At 44.4% G+C, this 23,723-nt stretch carries 12 protein-coding genes; 1 reads left to right on the top strand and 11 read right to left on the bottom strand.

All coding sequences use genetic code 11. The features are described from left to right. Positions 1 to 67: 67 nt before the first annotated feature. From BTO09_RS08465 to BTO09_RS08435, 7 genes are all read right to left on the bottom strand, one after another. On the bottom strand, positions 68 to 982 hold the full coding sequence (locus tag BTO09_RS08465) for a GyrI-like domain-containing protein (protein ID WP_087524356.1): 915 nt from the start codon (positions 980 to 982) through the stop codon (positions 68 to 70). Then, complete coding sequence (locus tag BTO09_RS08460; RefSeq protein ID WP_232454937.1) at positions 975 to 2,324, bottom strand: vanadium-dependent haloperoxidase; 1,350 nt, start codon at positions 2,322 to 2,324, stop codon at positions 975 to 977. Before BTO09_RS08460 ends, BTO09_RS08465 begins: the two co-directional genes overlap by 8 nt. Then, the gene (locus BTO09_RS08455) at positions 2,293 to 5,553 is read right to left on the bottom strand and encodes a VCBS repeat-containing protein (protein ID WP_087524355.1); all 3,261 of its coding nucleotides are present in this window, start codon (positions 5,551 to 5,553) and stop codon (positions 2,293 to 2,295) included. The genes BTO09_RS08460 and BTO09_RS08455 overlap by 32 nt, the downstream gene beginning before the upstream one ends. Then, positions 5,546 to 8,884, bottom strand: a complete 3,339-nt coding sequence (locus tag BTO09_RS08450; RefSeq protein ID WP_087524354.1) for an FG-GAP-like repeat-containing protein — start codon at positions 8,882 to 8,884, stop codon at positions 5,546 to 5,548. Before BTO09_RS08450 ends, BTO09_RS08455 begins: the two co-directional genes overlap by 8 nt. Then, a complete protein-coding gene (locus BTO09_RS08445; protein WP_087524353.1) occupies positions 8,877 to 12,263 on the bottom strand; it encodes a VCBS repeat-containing protein in 3,387 nt (1,128 codons plus the stop codon). Before BTO09_RS08445 ends, BTO09_RS08450 begins: the two co-directional genes overlap by 8 nt. A gap of 273 nt (positions 12,264 to 12,536) precedes the next feature. After that, the gene (locus tag BTO09_RS08440) at positions 12,537 to 14,084 is read right to left on the bottom strand and encodes a RagB/SusD family nutrient uptake outer membrane protein (protein ID WP_198356477.1); all 1,548 of its coding nucleotides are present in this window, start codon (positions 14,082 to 14,084) and stop codon (positions 12,537 to 12,539) included. 7 nt (positions 14,085 to 14,091) lie between these two features. Continuing rightward, positions 14,092 to 17,193 (bottom strand): SusC/RagA family TonB-linked outer membrane protein, encoded by a 3,102-nt coding sequence (locus BTO09_RS08435; protein ID WP_232454936.1) that lies wholly within the window; start codon positions 17,191 to 17,193, stop codon positions 14,092 to 14,094. Between the two features lie 883 nt (positions 17,194 to 18,076). Between BTO09_RS08435 and BTO09_RS08430 the strand changes: the two genes are divergently transcribed. Beyond that, positions 18,077 to 19,126, top strand: coding sequence for a LacI family DNA-binding transcriptional regulator (locus BTO09_RS08430; RefSeq protein WP_087524351.1), 1,050 nt, complete (start codon positions 18,077 to 18,079; stop codon positions 19,124 to 19,126). Here the strand turns inward: BTO09_RS08430 and BTO09_RS08425 are convergent. From BTO09_RS08425 to BTO09_RS08410, 4 genes are all read right to left on the bottom strand, one after another. Further along, positions 19,123 to 20,010 carry a carbohydrate kinase gene (locus BTO09_RS08425; protein WP_087524350.1) on the bottom strand — a complete coding sequence of 296 codons (888 nt, stop codon included), beginning with the start codon at positions 20,008 to 20,010 and terminating at the stop codon, positions 19,123 to 19,125. The two genes, BTO09_RS08430 and BTO09_RS08425, sit on opposite strands and share 4 nt — an antisense overlap. Further along, on the bottom strand, positions 19,997 to 21,346 hold the full coding sequence (locus BTO09_RS08420) for a sugar porter family MFS transporter (protein WP_087524349.1): 1,350 nt from the start codon (positions 21,344 to 21,346) through the stop codon (positions 19,997 to 19,999). Before BTO09_RS08420 ends, BTO09_RS08425 begins: the two co-directional genes overlap by 14 nt. A 19-nt stretch (positions 21,347 to 21,365) precedes the next feature. After that, positions 21,366 to 22,907 (bottom strand): glycoside hydrolase family 32 protein, encoded by a 1,542-nt coding sequence (locus tag BTO09_RS08415; protein ID WP_087524348.1) that lies wholly within the window; start codon positions 22,905 to 22,907, stop codon positions 21,366 to 21,368. A gap of 105 nt (positions 22,908 to 23,012) precedes the next feature. Beyond that, positions 23,013 to 23,570: a hypothetical protein gene (locus tag BTO09_RS08410; RefSeq protein ID WP_087524347.1), complete on the bottom strand. Its 558-nt coding sequence runs from the start codon at positions 23,568 to 23,570 to the stop codon at positions 23,013 to 23,015. Between the last annotated feature and the right edge of the window lie 153 nt (positions 23,571 to 23,723).

Below are 23,723 nucleotides of genomic sequence, written 5' to 3'. Positions count from 1 at the left end.
GCACAAAAAATTTAATTCCTCAGGCGGATATACAAGTAATTAAATTTGTTTGTGCTCATTTCATTTATTATTGATTTTTGATAGGCAGATAAACTTCTGCTTCCCATTGGAGTGCGTCTCCTCCCATATGTGGGTCGTTCTTGTACACCTCAAAAGGCAAGGGATCCACCTCGATATTGTTATTCTCAGCATGTCTTAACAACCAATACCAAGATTTGTCAGAGATGCTGTAATTCCCATTAAAAATAGTCTTTATTCCGCTAAAAGCCTGAACCTCTTTGAACTTAACTACTTCGGATGGCGGCAAACTGTCTGAGGCCTTTATGGGGAAACAAAAGTCGAAAGCTATGCTGTCTGTCTTTTGGTCCCACTGCGTGACTTGCAAGAAAGGATCGCCTTGCAATTCCAAATTGTTGGAGTTGATGTATCCCATGACATCGGCAATATTGCCCAACATGGTTCGGGCTTTTTGTTTTGCCGTGGTTCGCACTGAGACATAAGCACAATAGCGGCCACTTACCTCAGCTTGCATTACCGGACCTACCCGATAGCGCTCCCGATAATCAACCCACTCCTTGGCCAGATCTTCTACTGTGCGGATACTGCGTTTTACAAAATCAGTTTTGTATACAGGCGCATAGAAATTCTGGATCCACTTATTGTTCAGATCGGTAATGTAGGCGGTTACCTTGGTAGTACTATCTGATGTCGGTTCTATTTCCCATCGATACTCAAACAGGGAATCTTTGAGTTGTACTCGTTGTAGATAGCTCGAATACGGTACCCTTGATATTAGTTCTACAGCCGAGCTGTCTGCATCGCCTTTAACGGCCATCCAAGCCCCAAGATTGCTATATACCAATCCTGCCGGGTCCTTGGTTTCAAAACTGATGCGGTAATTGTAGGGCTTGATCAAAAAGTGCCAGGACAAAAGCAGCACTAAAGCAAGCGCCAATACCGTCCAAAGTCCACTTTTATTCATTGATCATGTTTAGTTTTTCAATTACAAGATTACCTACCTGCTGGCCCTGATCTATCCCATTCTCAACAGCGGCACGGTAGTGAATTCCACCATACATACGGCTAATAGCGGCTTCTCTGGCTGCAGCATCAAAAGATTCGAAAGAACGCACCGGGAGGCCATACGGCAACTCTGTGTCGTCCAAAAAGGCAAAGTCGTCTCCAAAGATATCAGTAAGCACTGTTGCAGCAGCATTAGAGATCACGGAGTGACCGCTGGTATACTCAGGAAAGGGAGGCGTCTGTAAAATCGGCTCCCAGTTCTCGTCGATATGTTTGTTTATGAGTGTTTCCGGACGCACTAGATTAGATCTGTACTTCTCGGCCCAACAATTGATAAATCCATCAAACAAAGCGATAGCCGTTTTAGTGTAGGCGTAAATGGTCTTGTTCAGATCGGCCTCGGCTTGCTTACAGGCAATCTTAGTGATACCCATCCAGTGAGCGCCAGGAGTGATCTTTTTGGTGGCAAACATCAAGTGTCCACGAGTAACCGAAACATAAGGGTTACAATCCCAAAATTGTGCGATCTCTACCTCTTCGGATTTATCTCCAGCTGCAGTGATCTTTTCGCTTATGTCGTAAACCTCTTTCAGCTCTTTGTAAAAATCACTGTCTGGTTCTAACGAAAACGCTGGGTGACTGATAGGCTTGAACTGTGCAGCAGAGTCCAACACCATAGGTCGGATCTTGTTCCAATGCGGCTCTATTCCCTCCATATAAGCAGGAGGAGTAGGTTGCCAACGCGCCGGATCATCAATATCTACCGTAAACTTTGGCATGGTACGGGTTTGCTTATAGTTGTCTCCGTCTAACCATGCTTTGATATGATTGGCCACGGCCAAGCCATAGTTTTTAGAGGCTTCGAATTGCTGCGGATTGATCTCTTTCCAACGGGCGTATATACTATCTGCATATGACTGCATCATATCTTCTGAAAAGATAAGTGACTTACTCACTTCCATATGAGCAACCAATGCGGCTACACCAGCATTGACCTGCTCATCCCTCAGTGCAGGAATAGGCGTTAGCCCAGGCAATTGCCCAGCAAGAGAATTGTATTGAGAATCACGCTGCGCCATGATCTCATAAGCGGCAATATTAGGATAAGCATAGATTCTACTGGCAACCGGTGGAGAGAAAATATCGTGTACCATAACTTGGGTCACCTTCTCTACCGAAGCCTGAAAATCATTAGCGGAAACAGCTAAAGGTTCTGCCTCTTTACAGGCAAATAAGCTCAGCAGTAACAAACTGCTAGCAGCTGCGCGTTTAATTGGTTTTATCATAGCTGCGTATTTCATAGATCTGTGTTTTGTCGTTATTGAACACAGCCAACAGGTACGGCTTGTTCCCTAATTTTATGAGTTCCAAATGTCGCAAGGATTTTCGTAAAAACTGCAATTCTTGCGGCCAAATTATCTGCGGATCCGCTCCAGGAAGTATTAGGGTTCCCGGCTGGGAGTCATAGCGCCCATGAAAGGGGATCACTCCGTCGTAGTTCCCACCTAAAAGCAATTGGTCATCGCCTCGATTTAGAAAATCGAAAGCAACGGCATCTTTAAGCGGCGCCAACTGCAATTGCATCCCGAAGGGAATAAATTTATAACTCCCAGAATCATTGCGCAAATAACCAGAAGCTAATTGATGTACTTCAAAGCGTTTAGCACTTTCAAGAGCATCTCGACCCATTACTGCTTCTATGGATTTACCTGCAAAGTCAGCAAAATTTGGAAACTTCTTTTTAAGGCTGACCATTTGGCCTGCGAGTTCGTCTAAGGGCAATAGTGGATAATAAGTCCCCGCTCTAGATTGGGCCAAAACTGTTTCTGTGGCCCCGTTATTGTCAAAATCTGCATAATACATCAAAAGCGGTTCGCTCTCACTAGCTTTGAATTTTGCATTCAAGCCCCAATTGCCCAATACTAGGTCCAAGTCGCCATCGGCGTCGATATCAAATGGCAGAATAAATTGCCATAATCCGTTTAAGTTGAATTTGACCGGATCGACTTGAGTAAAGGAGCCAGCTTGCACTTTTAAAAAGACAGGAGCCATCCACTCACCAACAACAATAAGGTCTTTTTGTCCATCTTGGTCAAAATCGTGCCAGATGGCATCGGTTACCATCCCCAGAGAAGAAAATGCTGCCGGTACACTGCGCTTTAATGCTCCGCCTTCATTGACCAACAAATAAGATTCAGGCTGCTTCCCAAAATCGTTGGTTACGGCATAATCGCCCACAAATACGTCCAGATCGCCATCGTTATCAAAATCAAAAGGAGCAACGACGCTCGCGTTAGAATAGGTCTGCTCTAAAACGCTTGACTGCTCCGAATCTGCCGTTAGCACTCTTTCTAACAAAGCAGGCGCCTGACCACTAAAATCGGCTCCAGCCGCACCTAAAATCAGCTCTTCTGTGCCGTCACCGTCCAAATCTGCAAAAGCAGCGGCGACTTCCTCATAAACCTTGTCTTGGGCTAAAAGAGGTGTTTCCAATTTTGTCATACCTCTTTCCCCTAACTCAAATAAAGCCGGCTCTTCGAATTTGGAACTTCCAATGAACAGCTCTTGCTGCCCGTCATTGTTCCAATCGCCCACGGCTACAGCTGGTCCTCTGTCAGACAAACGGTAAGGCAAGAGTTTTTGACGGTTAAAATCTAGGTAATTATCTTCTTTATGTGTGTAGTCTAATCCAAGTTCTGAACTAGCCTCTCTAAACAGTGTTGTATGGTTGGATTTGCTAAAAGTCCACTGCTGCGTTTCATCATTTTTATTGATCCGCAGCCGCTGATTTGGCTTTACTGCTTTAAGTACTTGAGCCTCTCCTTCTGGCCAAACAATAACTAGAGAGTCTATGGCACTGCTGTCTTGCAGCCCAAATTCAATAAGGGGTTCACTACTGGACTGAAAGCCCCGAGCCGTATACAGTTCCTTGTAATAGGTTTTCCCTTGCTGATATACATAGGTCTTTGCACCTATTGCGAATGGATTCGCGGCGCTACCTTTTAGCTCCAATTGGAGATAATTTCCATTGGCGTCCAGATCGTTACGATATACCAAAAGCGGTGCATTCAAGGCGTTGCTTATCACATCCATATCGCCATCTCCATCGAGATCGGCCAATGCGGTAGCTCCAGCAATTTGAGCATCCTGCCCGATCCAAGCTTGGGTCTGATCGGTAAATTGCATGCTAGCACTACCGCGAAAAACCTTGTTGGAAACCGCTCCAGAAGGCATCATATCTAAAGCCTTTTGATCGACAAGCTTTTTACTCTCGCGGCTTTCATCTATGGCCTGGGCAGATAAAAATCGAATAAAATCAAGGTCGTTCGGACGCTTTGGGATCCCGTTTGAGATCCAGAGGTCCTGATAACCGTCTTGGTCAAAATCGTGAAACAATGCAGCCCAACTCCAATCCGTAGCAGCTACTCCACTCATTAAGGCTGTTTCTATAAAACTGCCATCTGGCTGATTCAAAAACAACATATTCCGACTAAACTGATAGTGATAGCCGTATTGCAAGAGTCGCATGCGCTGGGTTTGGAAATTCTCGTCACCCTCTGAAGCTTTGACAACCGTTTCGTCTTCGGGCAGCATATCTAAAGTGATCAGGTCTGGTCTCCCGTCATTATTGATATCCGCAGCATCATTACCCATAGAAAAACGAGAAACATGCCCAAAGGCATCGCGTAGCTGTTCGCTAAAGGTGCCGTCGCCATTGTTGAGATAATAGTAATCGTCTTCGTGGAAATCGTTGCCGATATACAGATCGGGATATCCGTCTAGATTAAAATCTGCCACTGCCACTCCAAGGCCGTAACTACTAATACCTCCAAAGATTCCAGCTTCTTCGCTTACATCGGTAAACACTCCATTATCATTACGCATCAGGCGATCGCCAGTCTTTTCGTTGCGCTTTTCTCTAAGTGAGGATCGGCCAAAGGAACCTTGGGTATGCACAGCATGGTTCAGCAAATAGACATCTAAATCTCCATCTAAGTCATAGTCTAGAAAGGCTGCAGAGGTTCCATAGGTCTGGGCATCCAATCCATAGGCGGCTGCTTCTTCTTTAAAGGTCCCGTCTCCTTGATTGATAAAGAGTTCATGCCCGCCGGTAAAGCCGTTGATCCCAACTACTGCACACACATAGATATCCAATAAGCCATCGGCGTTGACATCGGCCATTACAGCACCAGTGTTCCAACTGCTATTTCCTGCTACTCCTGCAGAAGCAGGAGCCTCTTCGAAATGAAAACCTCCTTTGTTGTAATAGAGCTTGTTAGGCCCCATATTGGCCGTGGCATAGACATCTGGGAGACCATCTGCATTGACATCGCCTACAGCCAATCCACCACCATTATAAAAGTAGAGATAGTCCAATATGTTCAAACTGTCGCGCTCTACCAAAGTATTTTCAAAGGAAATACCCGTTTGCTCGGCAGAGAGCAAACTAAAGGCCGTCTGCTGTTTTTGGTCTTGCTCTGCGCAGGACCAAAACACGAAGAGTCCGGCAAGCAAAGCCCATTTAGTCATTCAAACGATGGATTTTAGGTTCGGAATCATTGATAGCAGTGATCATAAAGCGATTGCCGTTGGCATCTTTAAAGATCTGCATATGTTTGATCTCATCTTTTACAAAGAAGCCAGAGTCTGCATAATCTTGCCAAGCAAAATTCCCAGAACCGTCGTTTAGCAATACGGATCCGTAATTGGCATCCAAACGAGAATACTGCGGCTTGAACTCGTAGTTGTTCCCTCCTAAGAGCAGGTCTAGAGCACCATCGTTGTTGAGATCGGTGCATTGAATCCCACAAACACAAGAAAGCTGAGCACGTGCAGGCAAAGCAACAAACTTAAAGCTTCCGTTACCCTCGTTAATAGCAACCGTATTCTGTGAGGTCACCACCTCTTTTACCAAAGCCCTGCCCAATACTGCTGGAGTGAAGAGCTCCTGAATGCTCTTTTTGGCATATTCAGATGCTCGTAAATTCTCTTTCTTTAGGAATACCATTTGGTTAACGATCTCCTTCTTCTGATGGATCGGCATATCACGCCCATCTAGTCTTTGTGTCACTAGTTGTTCTATGGTTCCATTATTGTCAAAATCGCTGATCCAGATCTTCATGGGTTGCTCGGCACTAGGCTTGTAGTGCAAGTTCTCTCCTTGGTTACCCAGTACCAGGTCGAGGTCTCCATCGCCATCTAGATCTGCAGCTTCTACTGCATTCCACCAACCTGTTAAGTTTTCAAGATCTGTAGTAACCATGTTTAGAGCCCCATCTTTGAGCTCGTATACCATAGGTGCACCCCAGTCTGAAATGGTGAGTAATTCCTTGGTTTCATCGCCTAAAAGATCGATCCATTGGGCATCGGTAACCATTCCACTCAGACGGGAAAGATTTTTAAGCACCTTGGCCGAAGCCATCTGAAACTGTCCGCCACCCATATTCTCTAAAAAGACAGACGAAGGATCAATTCCGTAGATACCAATTACAGAACGAGCTCCTAAAAATACATCCATATCGCCATCGCCATCGTAGTCGTAAGGTGCAATAGAAGAGATATTGGTGGTTCCAGGAGGTAAGGCTAAGCTAGACTTTTGAAATATGCCGTTGCCGTTATTCACATACAGACGAGCAGTGACCGAGGTTTTCTCGTTCACTTGATTCCCTCCGGAGCCGACCATCAGATCCAGGTCACCATCGCCATCGGCATCAAAAAAGCTCGCCGCAGTATCTTCTAATTCCATATCGGCGATGAGCGCTGGTTGTTTGCTTTCACGCATATTGCCGTTTCCTGAATGCAGATAGATCATGCCGGATTGTCCTTTCGCTCCGCCAATAAAAACATCTTCGTGTCCATCGCCATTTACATCTGCAACAGCTAGCGCAGGACCTTCTTGAGAGACCTTTTTGTAGATCATCCCTTCGTAGTCAAAGTCCTCGTAATTGTTCTCTTTATGGGGTTCTAGAGAAGTTGCCATCTCAGTGACCAAGGTCTTGCGTTCTACCGGTTTTGGTGGCTGATAGGTCAAGGTAGCCGCATTCATATCAAAATCGTAAGTGCTGTTTGCAGCAAGATCGGTACGCAACTCTGTGCGATCATCGGGCCAGATCACTCGCAACGAGTCTATCTTGGTGGCATCCCCTAGGCCAATGGTCATTGGATGTTCCATAGACGATTGAAATCCTCTAGACGGAATCAACTCTTGCAACACTTCTTGTCCGTCATAATACATCCGAACACGAGTCCCAACGGCAAAACGGTTCTTATCGGTTCCTTTAAAACGCAATTTGACGTAGTTGTTATTTAATTGTTCGGAATTGTTTCTATACAGGAAAGACGGCATGTTCACATTGTTGACCACCAGATCCAAGTCTCCGTCGTTGTCCAAGTCACCATAAGCGGCACCGTTAGACAGGCCTGGTTCGCCCAGGCCCCAAGCGTTGGCTTTATTGTCAAAGGTCAGATCTCTCTGATTGTGGTACGCATAGTTAGGAATTGGCACCACAGGCATCTTATCTATAATACTGTCTATAGCTTCCTTTTTTCCTGTCAAGGCCATTTTTTGAATGATCTCGTTGGCAAAGAAGTCTACAAAATCAAGGTCGGTAAGGTCGTGGTTTACCCCGTTGGTCACAAAAATATCGCGGAAGCCGTCGTTGTCCATGTCGAACATCAGGCCAGACCAGCTCCAATCTGTAGCAGACACTCCGCTGTAATAGGCGATCTCGGAGAAACTTCCGTTTCCGTTGTTTAGCTGTAGTGTATTCTGAATGTATTGTTGATAGAAATCCTTGCTCTGCTTCAACTTAAAAACATTGTAGCCTTCGAACTCCATTACGGACTTTACACGCTGATCGCCATCGGGTAGCATATCTGTGATAAAGATATCTTGGTTTCCGTCGTTGTTGATGTCTGCCATATCGATTCCCATGGCGGACAGACAAAGGTGGTTCATCCAGTTCTTGATGTCTTCCGTAAAAGTTCCGTCTTGATTATTGATGTAGAGGTAATCGCGCTCGTAAAAATCATTGGAAACATAGATGTCTGGCCAAAGATCGTTGTTAATATCGGTGACCATAACTCCAAGTCCAAAGCCGATGAGGCTTCCGTATATACCAGCCTCTTCACTAACCTCGGTAAAGGTGTCGCCGTCATTTCTAAGCAGCATATCACCAACTCCGCGAAAGATCTTAGGCACGTCCCAGTCTTGCGCTCTAACATCGCGTTGATGCGCAAAGCCTAGTGAGGTCACTGGTATGTTACTGTTGTTCAAAATATAGGCATCAAGGTCACCGTCTTTATCATAGTCAAAGAAGGTAGCATGCGTACTGAAACCTGTTTTTGCCAAATTGAATGCTTCTGCCTTTTCGGTAAAGGTCAAATCGCCGTTGTTGATATAAAGATCATTGTCGTGATTGTCGCCTTCCATATTTCCGGCATTACTCACATAGATATCCAATAGTCCATCTTGGTTGATGTCTACCATATTTACTCCAGTAGACCAAGGCTTGTTTCCGGCAACTCCAGCGCTATCGGTTATATCTCTAAACTTAAAATTTCCTTCGTTTAAGAAAAGCTTGTTGGGCCCCATATTGGCAGTCATGTAAATGTCTGCTAAACCATCGTTATTGATATCGCCGATGGCAACCCCACCACCATTGTAAAAGTTGCGGTATTTGAAAATATTGAAGTCTTTCTGATTGACCACCGTATTGGTAAAGTCAAATCCTGTTTCTGCCGGGTCTGTCTTGGTGAACAGCGTAGCGGCTAGCTCCTCTGTTTGCTCGTTCTCAGGGGTGTCTTTACAAGAGATCAGCACAAGGCTCAATAGGCCTGCACAAAAGAATAATTTATTCATCGGGTATTTGAATAAGATCATTTGTTATTTCTAAAACTACCGCTTTACCATTGTTTCGCGTCACAATGAGATGCGGCTTGTTGTTTATTGTTATTGGTTGTATTGCTCTGCAGCTTCCGCTTACATTCAGATTCGGATCGTTAATTGCTTTAAAACCAGTTTGCGGATCAAAGAGCATAATGCTTCCTTTTGAGGCATCTAAGCGCCCTATTTGGGTGCTGATATCAGTGCGGTTCCCAACTGAGAAAATATCTGGAAAACCGTCTGAATTAAAGTCCTTTACAAAGATATCATTCACCGTGGATATTTGCGCAGAAAATGGCAGGGAACTTGTGTTAAAGTTACCACTACCGAGGTTCTCAAAATAGGTACTCGCCAGATTAGTCACTTCCTTTACTTTAGCGGCTTCCCATTGAGATTCTGGAAAGAGTTCTTCCTTGGTGGCGGCAGCAAAGGCTGCATAAGACAAATAGTTCTTGTTGAGTTGCGGTATCTGCTTTGCCAGCTCGTCTTTAGAGGGCAGCAAGACCTCTTTTTCCATGTAATTATAGCTGATAAGCGTTTCTGCGGATCCGTTACCATTAAAATCTCCGCGGTACAGGCGCAACGGATTTTCTTCTGAAGCCGTTAAACGAGAATTAAGCCCCCAGTTACCGGCAACGATATCGAGATCTCCGTCTGCATCAAAATCCGCTACTACAGCAGTCTCCCAAAGGCCCGAGTTGGCTTTGAAAGCCGACATATCCTGCTTTTCCAATTGGCCTTTCTTGTTTATGAATAATTGCAATGGCATCCAATGTCCAACTATTAAGGCATCCGGCCATCCGTCATTATTGAAATCGTTCCAGAGGATTTGCTTGACTTTGCCCAAGTCCGTCCAAGATGGAGCAACATTCGCCGTAACATCGCTAAAACCTCCCTGCCCATCATTGGATAACAAAAGCTGTGTAGCACTGGAACCAAATTGCTTGGCTACGCCATCTACAGCAATACTTAGGTCTAGATCCCCATCCCTATCAAAATCTACCACAGCCACTCCGGCGGCATTGACCGCAACAGCAGCAAAAGCGTCTTGATCTTTCACAAAGCCGTTTGCAGTATTCCAATACAAACGAGGCTTTATGGTCTTACCATTGGTGAATTCGTTTCCTCCACTAACCACTACTAGATCTAAACGAGAGTCACCATTTAGATCAGCGAAAACGGCATCGACATCTTCTGCAAGCTTATCCGCTTCAAAATCGAGCTCGGTATAGTCAGAGAAACTACCGTCCGGCTGCTGTAGTTTTAAAACCGACGCTTGCCCCTTGGCTCCGCAGAAAAACACATCTTCCAAACCATCTGCATTGACATCGCCAACGGCTAGCCCAGGCCCCTCATTGGTACTTGCATAGGCTATGAGTGGATCTAAGTTGAATTCTAAGGAGGCGTTCTCTTTGTGGGAGAACAAGTCCTTTTGGATAGGCTTTATGAATGAGGTACCGCTAGCCGATGACAGACGACTATGCGTGAATTTACTGTCGAGCGAAAGGCGGTAAATCTTATTGATGTCGGGTTGGTATAAAACCGTATTTCCAAGTTGATCTCCTGTCCAAGAGACTACAACAGAATCGATCTTGGTATCGCTACCCAAACCAAAATGCATACTAGCATCTATGGCGCTCTGATAGCCTCGTGTTGGGAAAAACTCTTGATACTGCATTCCAGAAGGCGTGTAAAGGCGAACACGAGCCCCTATAACGCGGCCGTTGCCAATACTATCTGATTTACTCGTATCATTGTAGGCATGCACTTGGAGCTGCCAATAATTTGTGGAATCTTTTTCACGGGTCAGGTTCTTATAGACCGTAGCGGTTTGATTCACGTTATTGGATACTATATCTAGATCTCCGTCATTGTCTAAATCCGCATAAATACTACCATTGCTAAAGCTCGGCTCACCCATGACCCAGGTCTTTGAGCGGTCCGAGAATTGTGTTCCATTCTCGTTCTTGTAGAAGTAATTTAGGGTTTTCTTTTCCGGGATCTTGGCAACAAAACTCATGTCTTCTTCGGTCATTCCCTTGCCCAAACGCTTTTGAATGCTCTCATCGGCAATGAAATTGATAAAGTCCATATCGTTGGTAGCACCAAGTATTCCATTACTGATAAAGATGTCTTTGAGGCCGTCATTATCAAAATCTGCAATTAAGGGTGCCCAAGACCATTCCGTGGCAGAAATTCCACTTAAAAATGCGGTCTCGCTAAAGCGCATATTCCCTTGATTGAAATGCAAGGCGTTTTGCATATACTGAGGTGCGTAGCCGTTGCGCAGATAATTGCTATAGGTAGAATAACCGAATTCCACCCCGGAGGATTTATAGGTTTGTAGATCTTCTGGGAGCATGTCCACAGATAGAATGTCGGTGAGTCCGTCATTGTTCAGATCGGCCAGATCAACGCCCATGGTATAGTGAGATGTATGCCCTAAAGGATTTTGATCGCTGCTGATCTGCTCGGTAAATACTCCGTTGAAGTTATTGAGATAGAGGTAATCGTTCTCAAAGAAATCATTCCCAACATAAATGTCAGGCAAACGGTCGTGGTTCAAATATCCAAGACCCAAACCAAGACCATACCCTATTGGGCTTTGATAGATACCAGCCTCTTCTGAAATATTGCGATAAAAACCACTTTCATTGGCGTAAAGTCGATCTCCTGACAGGGAATCGATCTGTTTGCGTTTGTTCCCTCGCCCGTAATTGCTATTAGGATTTACGGTGTGATTCATGAGGTACATATCCAAATCACCATCCTCATCATAATCGAAAAAAGTAGCCTGGGTTGAATAGCCTTTAAAGTCTAAACCATACAAAGAAGCTTGTTCTTTAAAGCTGGGAACGCCGGTATCAGAAACTCCTTGATTTACAAATAATTTGTTGCCTCCGGCCTCCGGAGCCAAAGGTGCCACTTTACAGACATAGAGATCTAGTAGACCATCGTTGTTAATATCTACTGTGGTTACGCCAGTTGTCCAGCCAGTATCATCTAGGACTCCTGCCACTTCAGTGACTTCTGTAAACTTAAAATTCCCTTGGTTCAAGTAAAGTGCATTCGGGCCCTCATTAGCGGTAAAATAAAGATCGATCAGCCCGTCGTTATTAAAGTCTCCAGCTGCTAGACCACCCCCGTTGTAGTAATAAATATAATTGAGGATATTTCGCTGCGGACGACTGAGTAGCCTGTTTTCAAAATCGATCCCGCTACTGTCTGCAGCGACGATTTCAAAACGATAATCTTTTGGTTCTTCTGGTTTGGATTCACAAGCGACCAACAATAGCAAAATTAGACCGGTAAAACCGAGCAGAAAAGAAGAATATATGGAGGATCGCAGCTTCATTGGAACGTGACCGAAATGTACGATTTCGCAAAGAAATATGCGAAAAATCAACCCGCATAATGGAGGAGAATTTTTAGAATGAGCCTTTAAAATGCAAGAAAATATTGCTTTTTGGAGATTCTATCGTAGTTGGGCTACGTTAGAATCGAAAGAAGCAGTAGAACAAATATTTTAAAGCAGTTTGGAGGCGTAATGAAAATTCAAATTCATTATTCGGGTATAAAAAAACAGGCTCCCAAAAGGAGCCTGTTTCTATCTTGAAAAAGGAAAATTCTAGTAACCTTCGTTCTGAACCAAGTTAGGGTTAGAAAGAAGTGCGTTAATTGGAATAGGATACAAGTTTCTGAAGCTAGCGCCTACAGAAGCAGGATCTTTGAATTCCCAGTCACGAGTGAACTGTCCGAAACGCAACATATCGTTACGTCTCCAGAACTCGTACCATAGCTCACGACCACGCTCAGCTAACATATCAGCTTCTGATACACTTCCAAGTGGAGAAGCTCCACGAAGTGCTCTAAGCTCGTTAACCATAGCAGTAGCGTCTCCGCCCATACGCATCATAGCCTCAGCTTTCATCAAGTGAGCATCTGCGTAACGGAATACGATCTCGTGAGAAGTAAATGATCCGTTTACTGGGTGATACTTGATCATACGTACACCAGTAGCCTCGCCGTTACCTTGAAGACCAGGAAGCTCTTTAGTAAATACTAAGTCGTTTCCAGGACGGTCTTTAAGTTTAGTACCGTCTTCGTTGTACTGTTGGTTGATCAAGAATCCGTAACCAATACCTAAGTTAGTGTCGTCTGCATTAGATGCATCTGGCACCCAACCACGACGCTCTTCTTGACCGTCACCTACGTAGTTAGAGTTTGGATCTCCTTCGAAAGAGTCATAGAACTCAGCCAAAGTAGTAAATCCGTTCCAACCACCACCGGCGTTGTCAGGAGCATTGATGTTGTAGTGCATACCATTCCAGATACGGTTACCAACAGAAGTAACAGCCCACCAGATGGTTTCGTTATCTACATCTTGCTTGAACAGATCAAAGTATCCAGCTTGCAATGCAAAACCATCAGCAGCGATAGCATCAACAGCGTCGATTACCGCTTGATAGTCTGTATTGTCGATAGAACCTTTGTGACGCTCAGCGTTAAGATGCAACTTAGCCAACATAAAGTTAGCAGCAGCGCGAGAAGCGCGGTTGGTCTCTGCACTAGGTCCTGTAGCAGGAAGATCTGGCAATGCAGTTGTCAAATCGTTAAGAATGAAATCGTAAGCCTCAGCAGATGTAAGTACAGTAGGGTTTACCTCTGGTCCGTCATCTACATTTCTGAAAGGAGCAACTCCCCAGAAATCCATTACGAAATACATACTGAAAGCACGTAGGAACTTCGCCTCAGCAGCTTGCTGTGGAGTTGGGCTTGAACGAGAGTCGATAACTTCCGAAGCACGGAATACGTTCTGGTTCAAGTTGTTCCAAGTGTTCAAAATATACTGGTGTGTTGGAGACCAAGTGTGCGCGTGAAGCGTACGCCAGATTCCGTTATCACCCCAGTCAGTACCACGAGTTGGTACTAGGGTCTCATCAGTTGATACTTCGTTCAAAGCGAAGAAGTTCGCCTGATCACCAAGTTGCCCGTAAACGTCATTGTATACGTTGTTAAGAGCAGCCTCAGCATTTACCCCGTCAAAACCAACAGATTCGTCAGTAAGAACAGAGTCAGTTGCCTCAATTTCTAAGTCGGTACAAGAAATTGCCAAAAGAGAAACGAGGGCCATCGCTAGAAGCGATCTTGTGTTCATCAAAATGTTTCTTTTCATAATAATTTTAGAATTTAGCATTTATACCAAATGAAATTGTTCTCGGTCTAGGGAAAGCCGTGTAATCGATACCGTATACAGGGAAACCGTTCAATAGATCTCCACCACCTGGTGATACAGAAACTTCAGGATCAAGACCAGAGTAGTCAGTGATCACGAATAGGTTCTGTCCGATTAGCGACAATTGTAGCGCGTCAAACAATCCATCTTCTTCCATCGGCACGTTGTATGACAACGTCGCGTTCTGAAGTCTTACAAAATCCCCAGCTTCTAGGAATCTTGTTGAAACATCTGCAGCAGCGTCAAACGATTCACCAGCAGTAAGTGTGCTTGGCAATACGTTACGGCCCCCTCTAAATGCACCAGCCGTAAAGAATGCGTTTGCTGTGTTGTTGTAGATGTAGTGTCCGAACTGTCCGTTAAAGAATGCCGATAACGTCCAGTTTTTATAAGCAACTGTAGTAGAGAGACCAGCAGTAATATCTGGTAAAGCACTCTTTCCTACGAATTTTTGTACGTCTCCTTCAGGATACAATGGTTGTCCTGTAGTAGCGTCGAATCCACCAAACTCTCTCAAGAAGTAAGAGAAAAGTGGCTGACCTTCTTGCAGCTGCTGAGCAAATGCAAGAGATAGACCTTGACCACGAATAGTACCTGCTGGGAATTGACCCTGTAGGCTAGTGATCTCGTTCTCGTTGTAAGTCAATTGGAAGTTAGCGTTCCAGCTAAAGTCTTCCTGATCTACGATATCGTATCCAAGAGCAATCTCGATACCTTGGTTGATTACCTCAGAATCTGGCAAGTTCAAGAATACGAATGGCTGAGCCGCTGGCTGAGCAGAAATAGTACGTAGTAATAGGTCTGTAGTAGACTTGCGGTATACGTCAACAGTAGCCGTGAAACGGTCGTTGTTCACACCAAAGTCGATACCAGCACCGAATTGCATTGTTTCCTCCCACTTCAAGTCAGGGTTAGCAAAAGACTGAGAAGAAGTACCTGGGATATTGATATCACCACCGTCGTTGATCACGTCTCCACCTCCAAAGCGCTCACGCTGAAGGAAGTTACCGTATCCTAGACCATCTTGGTTACCAGTGATACCCCAGTTCAAACGAAGTTTTAACGTAGAAACGTTGTCTCCGATGAAGTCTTCTTCGTTGATCTTCCATGCTACTGCTGCAGAAGGGAAGTATCCGTACTTGTTATCATCACCAAAAGTAGATGAACCATCCGCACGCATAGTAGCAGTGAATAAGTACTTATCTGCTAGTGTGTAGTTCACACGAGCAAAGTAAGACTGTAGTTCGTCAAAGCTATCAAAAGTGTCTCCGAACAAAGAACGAGTGCGCGCACCAGTAGTGTTCCCGATGTTATCCTGAAGAATCTCTGGGAAAAGACGGTTTACGAAAGTTCCGTTGATGTTAGGAGCATATCCATACTGCTGGTAAGATCCGGTGATCTGGCTCTCAACTGCGTCTGCAGAACTTACAAGATCATCGATCATGTCACCCAATTGAGTCGTAAAGAATCCGAAACCACTTAGGTTACGTCCGTTACGATCGAATTTTTGGTAAGAGTAACCAGCAAGAACATCCAATGAGCTATTCTCAAATTCTTTCTTATAGTTCAAAGTAGCTTCCAAAAGAGTGTTAGTAGCCTCACGCTGAGAAACACCAGCCACACCGTTTCCGAATGCACCTTGGTCTACGTTAAGCGCCTTAGCACTTGTAGCACTGCTTAAGAAAGTGTCAGTATAGTCATAACCTAAATTAACTTTTGCAGAAAGCTCAGATGTAACATCATACTCAGCTGAGAAGTTAACAAGGATACGGTCAGTGTTACCTAAGTTCTCTGTGTAAGCCAACAAAGCAGCAGGAGAAGTTAGACCACCAGTACCTGTAAAGTCAGGATCATTTGGCCAAGTTGGGTTTGCTGAGTAAGCAGAACCAAGTAAGTCACCTCTAAATCCGGCAGAACCAGAAAGTGGTGCAAACTCGTCGTTAGTACGACCGTAAGAAGCCTGTAATCCTAATTTAAGTTTGTCCTCTAAGAAACGGTGCTGTGCGTTCAAACGTCCAGTAACACGCTCTAGAGAAGAGTTCTCTACGATACCGAAGTTCTTTCCGTAGCTAAAACTTGCACGGATGTTACCATCACCGTAATTGTTAGTGTAAGACAAGTTGTTTGTAGTAGAAGTAGCTCTTCTGAAAGCAACATCTTGCCAGTCCGTGTTTGCTCCGAAGTTACGTTCAGCGATGTCAAAACCGTTGGCAGTAGAAGCAGCTAAATAAGAAGGAGCATCAAGAAGGTCGTACTCGTTTGCAGCCTCAGCTACAGAGAAAGTAGAACTCAACTCGAAAGAACCTCCGCGTCCACTACGACCAGACTTGGTAGTAATGATCACAACCCCGTTCGCACCACGAGAACCGTAGATAGCAGTTGCAGATGCATCCTTAAGGATAGAAATGCTCTCGATATCGTTAGGGTTCAAGAAGTTTAACGGGTTACGAGCTCCAGCAGAACCGAAAGTAGTTCCTGACAGCTCCAAACTTGTGTCGTTGGCTAATGGCACACCATCAACTACGAAAAGCGGGTTGTTGTTAGAGCGGATAGAGTTCGAACCACGAATTCTAAATGCCACTGCAGAACCTGGTTCCCCAGAATCCTGAGAAATCTGAACCCCGGCAGTCTTACCTTGGATCAATTGTTCTGGAGAAGCGATAACCCCTTGGTTAAAGTCGTCCGATGTAACCGCCGTAACTGCACCAGTTGCGTCTTTCACAGTCGTAGAACCATAACCAATAATAACTACCTCTTCTAGTGCTTCAGTGTCTTCCTGCATCACAAAGTTGATAGTAGTCTGTCCGTTTACTGAAACTTCAGATGTAACAAATCCAACATAACTAAACACGATAGTGGCGTTAGGATCAACGTCGCTAAGCGAATAGTTACCGTCAAAATCTGTTTGAGCTCCATTAGATGTTCCCTTAACAAGAACATTCACCCCTGGTAGCGGTCCTGTTGCATCAGACACCGTACCCGAGACGCTAATCTGAGCGTAAACTGTACTCCCGAGTAGCGCAAACATCGGAAGTAGAAAAAGTCTCATTAGTAATTTGTTTTTCATACAGTTATTTGGTTTAGATTAATTAAAATTTCAAATTGTTTAAAGATTCGGCAACAACACTGATCGCTCAGGCTGCTGCTATTATTTTTAGTCTATTACGCTTTAAAGTGATAAGATACGACTTTTTCACCAATAAAGCGGTTGATGAATTTATACTATGAGCTTCAGTTAAAGAAAAATCAATTCCCCTCCAGTGATGGCTAATTCGCTGCCCCCGCTGAGAGTGTTCACCTGCTGTTTTGTCGTGTACTTTTACCGCTGTGGCCGTTGCATTTTCCCGAGGGGATTGATCTCCAAAATTAACTGTACTGTTTCGATGGTTGTGTGATTGAACTGCGGCAGATTGCTCACCTATATATATAGAAAACGGGCTCGTGTATGGTTTGTACCCACCATAAACGGCCTGTTCAGTTCTGCGGTCTGAGCTTAATTTCTGCACTATCATGTTCATTAACTTCCTGATATCGAGAGACTTTGGTTGCAATCTTTCGATTTGAAGTCAGACAACATTAACGCCTTATTTTCTTAACGTTGTCTTAATTTAATGGCTAATATTTACTTTTTTTTTGATTATTAAAAATAAACACTCTTAAAAACGCGGTTTTCATAACCGAAAACGTTTTCGTATTTTCGACTCCTGAAAACGGCATAGAACGAAAAATTAACGAAAACGTGTGAGCTGTAGTCTTAAGCAAGGTTTTTGTTTAATCTTTACAGGCGTAAATTTTCGTAAATATTTTTCGATTTTCGTAGATGCTCGAATGTCTTTTTTACTAATGGTAGCCCTAAAGCTGCTACTGGCTTATGACTAACAACAACCAACTATAATAACCACCACTAATCTCCCCGAGTGTCGGCAGACCCTATGGAACAAGTTACCCTTAAACAAATTGCGGAATATCTAGGCATTTCTATTGCTACTGTATCTAAAGCCTTAAAAGATTATCCAGATGTAAGCCAAAAGACAAAAGCCTTAGTAAAGGCCGAAGCGGAAAGGCTCAATTACCAACCCAACAGTTTTGCGGTCAACCTGCGTACCAAAGAGAGCAAGACCATCGGACTCATTATACCGGAGGTAGTACACTTCTTCTTCGGAAATATTGTTCGAGCAATTATCACTCAAGCGGAAAAGAAAGGTTATTTGGTGATCATTCTACAATCCGATGACAATCCAGAATTAGAAAAGAAACAGATCGATCTGCTGATCAGCAAACGAGTTGACGGGATAATGATCTCTTTGGCGAACAACACGGTAGACATCTCTCATTTACAAAAGGTGATGCGTTTGGGCATTCCACTAGTAATGTTCGACAAGATCTCTAAGTTGGTCCCTTGTTCCAAGATCATCATTGACGATCGCAAAGCGGCCTACGAAGCAACCAAACACCTCATCGATCAGGGATGTACCAAGATCGCTCACTTTAGAGGCCCGCTCCTACCACAAAACTCCATCGATAGATTCCTCGGATATAAAAAGGCCCTAGAAGATCACGGACTTGAGTACAATTCCAAACATGTCTTCTTATGCGATCCTATCATATACGAGAAGGGACGCGAACACGCAGCCGCGCTTTTAGATCAAGGAATGGATATAGATGGGATCTTTGCCAATACAGATATGGTAGCCATTGGTGCACTTTCTGTATTTAACGAAAGAGGCATTAAGGTTCCGGAGCAACTCAAGATCATCGGTTTTAGCAATTGGTTCATCTCCTCTGCCATGACCCCAACTTTGAGCACCGTAGATCAAGACGGAGTTAAAATGGGCAAAAAAGTATTCAAAAGGCTCTTTAAGGAACTGCAAGCCAAAAAGAACGGGCAGCTCTTGCCTCCAGAGACCATAGCTATGCCAACCAAGGTCATAGGCAGAGGCTCTTCTATGGTAAGCAAAGTAGCCCTTACCGCCGAGTCCTAATTCTTTAAACGAGCTTCGAGTTCGGTCATTGGAATTTCTGCAGTTGCTCCAGCCGTTGCGGCTACTAATGACCCGAGTGCACAGCCTCGTTTCAAAGCAGCTTGCGGACCTTCTTGCAACAAATAGAAACCGTAAATAAAAGCCGCTAGAAAAGCGTCTCCCGAACCTACAGTATCCACTACTTGGGCAGGAAACCCTTTTTGGCTGTAGAATTCTCCGCGATGTAAAACAACGGCGCCGTTCTCGCCTAAAGTTACACAGAGCGTTTCTGTCTGAGTTTCGGCAGCGAGTAAATGAAGTTGTTGCTCTAATGCATCCGCAGTAATATCTAACTCCTTAAGTACCAAAGGAAGCTCATCTTCGTTGAGCTTGATACAACTAGCCTTTTCCATTAACGGAATCAGCTGATTCATTTGATAATGTGGTGGCCTGAGGTTGATATCGAAAACCACGGTATCGCAACGCTCCACTAATTTGTGAAGCTGGCTCAGGTTGAATGCTTCGCGCAAGGCCAAACTACCAAAAACCAAGATGGGATTATCAACTAAAATTTCAGGTGCTGGAATATGATCCCAAGCTACCGGCTGGCCTATGGTATAAGTGGCTGCACCTGCTTGGTCAAGTTCCACATTGACATAACCCGTTGCCAACTCTTTATGCGGATAGATACAAGTGGTGTCTAGCCCGAGCTCTTCGAGAGCAAAATAGGTTTCATGCCCTCTGGCATCATTTCCCACAGCGCTTATAAGTTGTACTTCTGCACCGAGCCTATGAAGGCGAAAAGCTACGTTAAATGGAGCTCCTCCCAATACTTCACGGTCCGGGAAACAATCCCAGAGAATCTCTCCATAGCAAACCACATTGGGTGTATTAGGCTTCTTCATCTACAAGCTTTTTCTCCAAGTCTTCTAAAGACACGCCTTTGGTCTCTGGCATTTTAAAGATCGCCCAGAGCAATTGCAAGACCATCATACCGGCAAAGAAATAATAGATATACCATAAGGAATCTCTGAGAATTCCTTCTTGTTCATCGATAAAGAATGGGGTGATCAGCGTGATCAATGCGGCAAACACCCAATGGGTACTCGTGCCCCAACTCTGCCCGTATGCACGAACGCGATTGGGGAAGATCTCTGAAATGAAAACCCAAATTACCGCACCCTGTCCAATAGCATGCGAAGCGATGAAAATACATATAAAGGTAAGCAGCATGGCTGGAGAAGCATTTGAATAGAAACACCATCCGACCATGATCAAACTAACAATATAACCTATGGAACCTATAATGATGAGTTGTCTGCGTCCTAGTTTATCTATTAGACGAACTCCTATAAGGGTAAAGACCAAATTCACGATCCCTATGGCGATGGAGTTAAATAGCGACTCTTCTCCTCCTAAACCGGCTTGCTCCAAGATCTGCGGCGCATAGTACAGCACAAAGTTGATTCCACTGAGTTGGTTAAAAAAGGCGATCAAGAAGCCTAACCAAAGTACACGCTTGTATTTCTTCTGAAACAGTTTTTCACTGGTTTTGGGCTGAAGCAGATCTTGTTTTATTTCTTGTAAGACATTTTTTGCCTTATCTGCTGCGGAGTAGATAGTTTCTAAAATGCCTAGAGCGCCTTGGTCGTCCTTTTTGTGAATGGCCAACCAACGCGGACTGTTGGGCACTTTTAATACCATGATGGTATACAACAAGGCCGGCAAGGCTTCTACCCCGAGCATCCAACGCCAATCGTTGGCACCATCGAAGCCTTTGAGCAACCAATTGGAAATAAAGGCGACCAAAATTCCAAAAACCAGACAGAACTGGTATAGGGCTACCATCTTACCGCGGTTCTTTGCAGAGGTGATCTCAGAAATATAGATCGGTGCAGCAACGGAAGATACTCCTACGCCAACTCCACCAATAAATCTAAAGAACGAGAACGAATACGGATCGGCCGCCAAGGCGCTTCCTACTGCCGAGATAAAAAACAGCACCCCGATCCAAAACAGGGTCTTTTTTCTACCTAATCTCTTGGTGGGGATCCCTCCGGTAAGGGAACCCAAAACGGTGCCCCATAATGCCATAGACATGATAAAGGTTCCGTGAAATAAGGGTGAGGTGTTCCAAAGTTCTTGGATAGGTTTGTTCGCTCCACTGATCACAACGGTATCGAATCCGAAGAGAAAACCGGCCAAGGCCACTGTGACCGACCATATTACAATTTTGTTCATTTTGTTGTTGGTTAGTTAGTTATTTCCAAATGCTTGGAATGGAATCTATCCGAAAGTTTCGTATGCCGGACTTGCTTTGGTTAACCACCTGCACCTCATCATAAGGTATGGTGGGAAAAATTTGTTCGGTAAAGACATAGCGCCCCCAGTCCACAAAAACCTCAATGGAAGAAGCATCGATATAGACCGTAACATCCATCTCTTCTCCATTGGGAGTAAAGGGTTGGCTGTGGCGTTCTGCCCCAAAAGAAGGCTCAAAGTCTACAAGACCGCTTTGGGTTCTATCAAAGGTCATGAGACTGTCTTGTGGAAAGAAACCCAGTTCTATCTCTTCGCGTTTGTCATTGCTTAAAATAAAGAAGGTCGTCTCATTGGCAGGAGCCTTAAACTGAATTCTATGCTGATTCAATGGAACCGAGTCAAAGTAGACTTGCCCTGGAGCATCTGCAGCATAAACCGGTTCGCGATCATAGACCAAGGTATCTACCTTGTCATAAGGATAATTGGTTAGGCGAAGCCCTTCTTTAAATTCTTTAAGTTTAAGGCTGCGCGGCAAGGTCATAGAACTGCGCCATACTTCAGTTGGGGTGTTGCGCGCGTAATTCCAATTGCTCATCCAGCCTATGAATAGTCGCTCCTGATTAGGCTCATTATTATAGGTAACGCCCGCATAGTTGTCTGTACCGTAGTCTATCCAAAGGGGTTCTTCTTGATCTGTGGTAAAGGTCTCTCCGTCCCAATCGCCAATAAAATACTGGGTGCCTGAACCTCCGTTTGGTGCCCCGGGATTTATACTGATAAGCAATACCCAGCGTGCATCATAAGAACCCTGAATGCGAAGCTTGAACAGATCTGGACATTCCCAAACTCCGCCGTGAGCGCCCTTGTCTTTGCCAAAATCGCTCATGTGTATCCAATCTTTTAAGTTGGAAGATCTATAAAATTTAGCATGATCTCCAGCCACCAGAACCATGACCCACTGCTCGGTGGTCTTGTCCCAAAATACTTTTGGGTCTCTAAAATCTTTAATTCCGTCGTTGCCAATAACAGGATTGCCTTCGTATTTGGTCCAGGTGTCGCCATTGTCTAAACTGTAGGCAATACCTTGGGTCTGATAATCTGTTCTACCGGCTTGTTCGCCTTCCATGAGGTGGTAGGTGAAAATAGCGACCAGTGGTGCTATACCGTCTTTTCCGAAGCCTGAAGTGTTGTTGTGATCTACCACAGCGCTTCCGGAGAAAATGAGTCCGTGCTCATCGGGGTACAAGGCAATGGGCTTGTGCTCCCAATGCACCATATCTGTACTGGTGGCATGGCCCCAATGCATCGGCCCCCAAACAATATCATCCGGATAATACTGATAGAACAAATGATAAACGCCATCATTGTATACCAAGCCGTTGGGATCGTTCATCCATTTGGCAGGTGGTGAGAAATGATATTGTAGGCGATAAGGTTCATCATAATTGGAGGTGAATTGCGGAGCTACCTCCGCAGTATTTTGCGAAGCGTCTTTGCATCCCACAAGCAATACAAAAAGGAAAAAAGAGAGATATCGCATGGATGTTTACTTAGTTGTGCCACTAAGATAATAGAAATGTGTTAGTTGCTGCCCACAAAAAAAGCAGCCCGGAGGCTGCTTCTTGCTTTAAGTGTAAAATTAACCCTAGTGGGCAAAGCGGTAAGCCATTTTTGGCTTAACCTTACCGAAGATTCGGTGTTTTAACCAACGTAAAATCCCTGCTACACTGTAAGGAGTAAAATTGAACTGCAAGCGCAGCTCTTGAGGGTTTTTACTTGAAACCGCATAAGCACCTTGAATGTCAAAATCCAAATAAGGTGTATCGAATACCTCCTTTTTGGTGTAGTCATTTAAGACAAAAGAGTTGTCCCATGCTTTGAGGTAAAAACGAACCTTGGTGTAAACGGCCTCTGGCAAGGTCACTGCTTCGCGGGTCTTTATAAAAAGCCCGGTATGCTGACCTTTAAGTTGTAAACGGGTCTGTTGCGTAAAGGATTCAATACTGGTGGCGTTGCCATTAGTATCTACTAAAGCAAAACCGTTTATGTTTAGAGACATCTCCGCTATTTTTAGCGGGTCGGTCTCTTTTTGTGTCAAACTTAAATTAAGGGTGTGCGCACGTTGCGTGTCCCAATGGGCAGCGAGGTCCAAACTGTTTGGAAAGGTCTGCCAAATACTCGGATAGAATTTTCTGTTCTTCATAAGCGTGTATTAACAATTAAATACAAGGCAAATTTCGGGCAGTTCTATCCGCTTTTGCGCAACAAAATCCTCCGATTTATGTACTATTTAAACCGTATTTATGTAGTTTAATGTACTGTTTTTCAACCTATAAACCTTTTATAAAGGATAAGG

Source organism: Gilvibacter sp. SZ-19, assembly GCF_002163875.1.
Lineage (GTDB): Bacteria > Bacteroidota > Bacteroidia > Flavobacteriales > Flavobacteriaceae > Gilvibacter.
This window is presented reverse-complemented; position numbering and strand designations above follow the sequence as displayed.

Excerpts from the sequence above, each read along its gene's own strand:
- BTO09_RS08445 (WP_087524353.1), bottom strand. The coding sequence starts at position 12,263 with ATGAAGCTGCGATCCTCCATATATTCTTCTTTTCTGCTCGGTTTTACC.
- BTO09_RS08440 (WP_198356477.1), bottom strand. The coding sequence starts at position 14,084 with ATGAAAAGAAACATTTTGATGAACACAAGATCGCTTCTAGCGATGGCC.
- BTO09_RS08410 (WP_087524347.1), bottom strand. The coding sequence starts at position 23,570 with ATGAAGAACAGAAAATTCTATCCGAGTATTTGGCAGACCTTTCCAAAC.
- BTO09_RS08415 (WP_087524348.1), bottom strand. The coding sequence starts at position 22,907 with ATGCGATATCTCTCTTTTTTCCTTTTTGTATTGCTTGTGGGATGCAAA.
- BTO09_RS08455 (WP_087524355.1), bottom strand. The coding sequence starts at position 5,553 with ATGACTAAATGGGCTTTGCTTGCCGGACTCTTCGTGTTTTGGTCCTGC.
- BTO09_RS08460 (WP_232454937.1), bottom strand. The coding sequence starts at position 2,324 with ATGAAATACGCAGCTATGATAAAACCAATTAAACGCGCAGCTGCTAGC.
- BTO09_RS08425 (WP_087524350.1), bottom strand. The coding sequence starts at position 20,010 with ATGAAGAAGCCTAATACACCCAATGTGGTTTGCTATGGAGAGATTCTC.
- BTO09_RS08465 (WP_087524356.1), bottom strand. The coding sequence starts at position 982 with ATGAATAAAAGTGGACTTTGGACGGTATTGGCGCTTGCTTTAGTGCTG.
- BTO09_RS08435 (WP_232454936.1), bottom strand. The coding sequence starts at position 17,193 with ATGAGACTTTTTCTACTTCCGATGTTTGCGCTACTCGGGAGTACAGTT.
- BTO09_RS08430 (WP_087524351.1), top strand. The coding sequence starts at position 18,077 with ATGGAACAAGTTACCCTTAAACAAATTGCGGAATATCTAGGCATTTCT.
- BTO09_RS08450 (WP_087524354.1), bottom strand. The coding sequence starts at position 8,884 with ATGAATAAATTATTCTTTTGTGCAGGCCTATTGAGCCTTGTGCTGATC.
- BTO09_RS08420 (WP_087524349.1), bottom strand. The coding sequence starts at position 21,346 with ATGAACAAAATTGTAATATGGTCGGTCACAGTGGCCTTGGCCGGTTTT.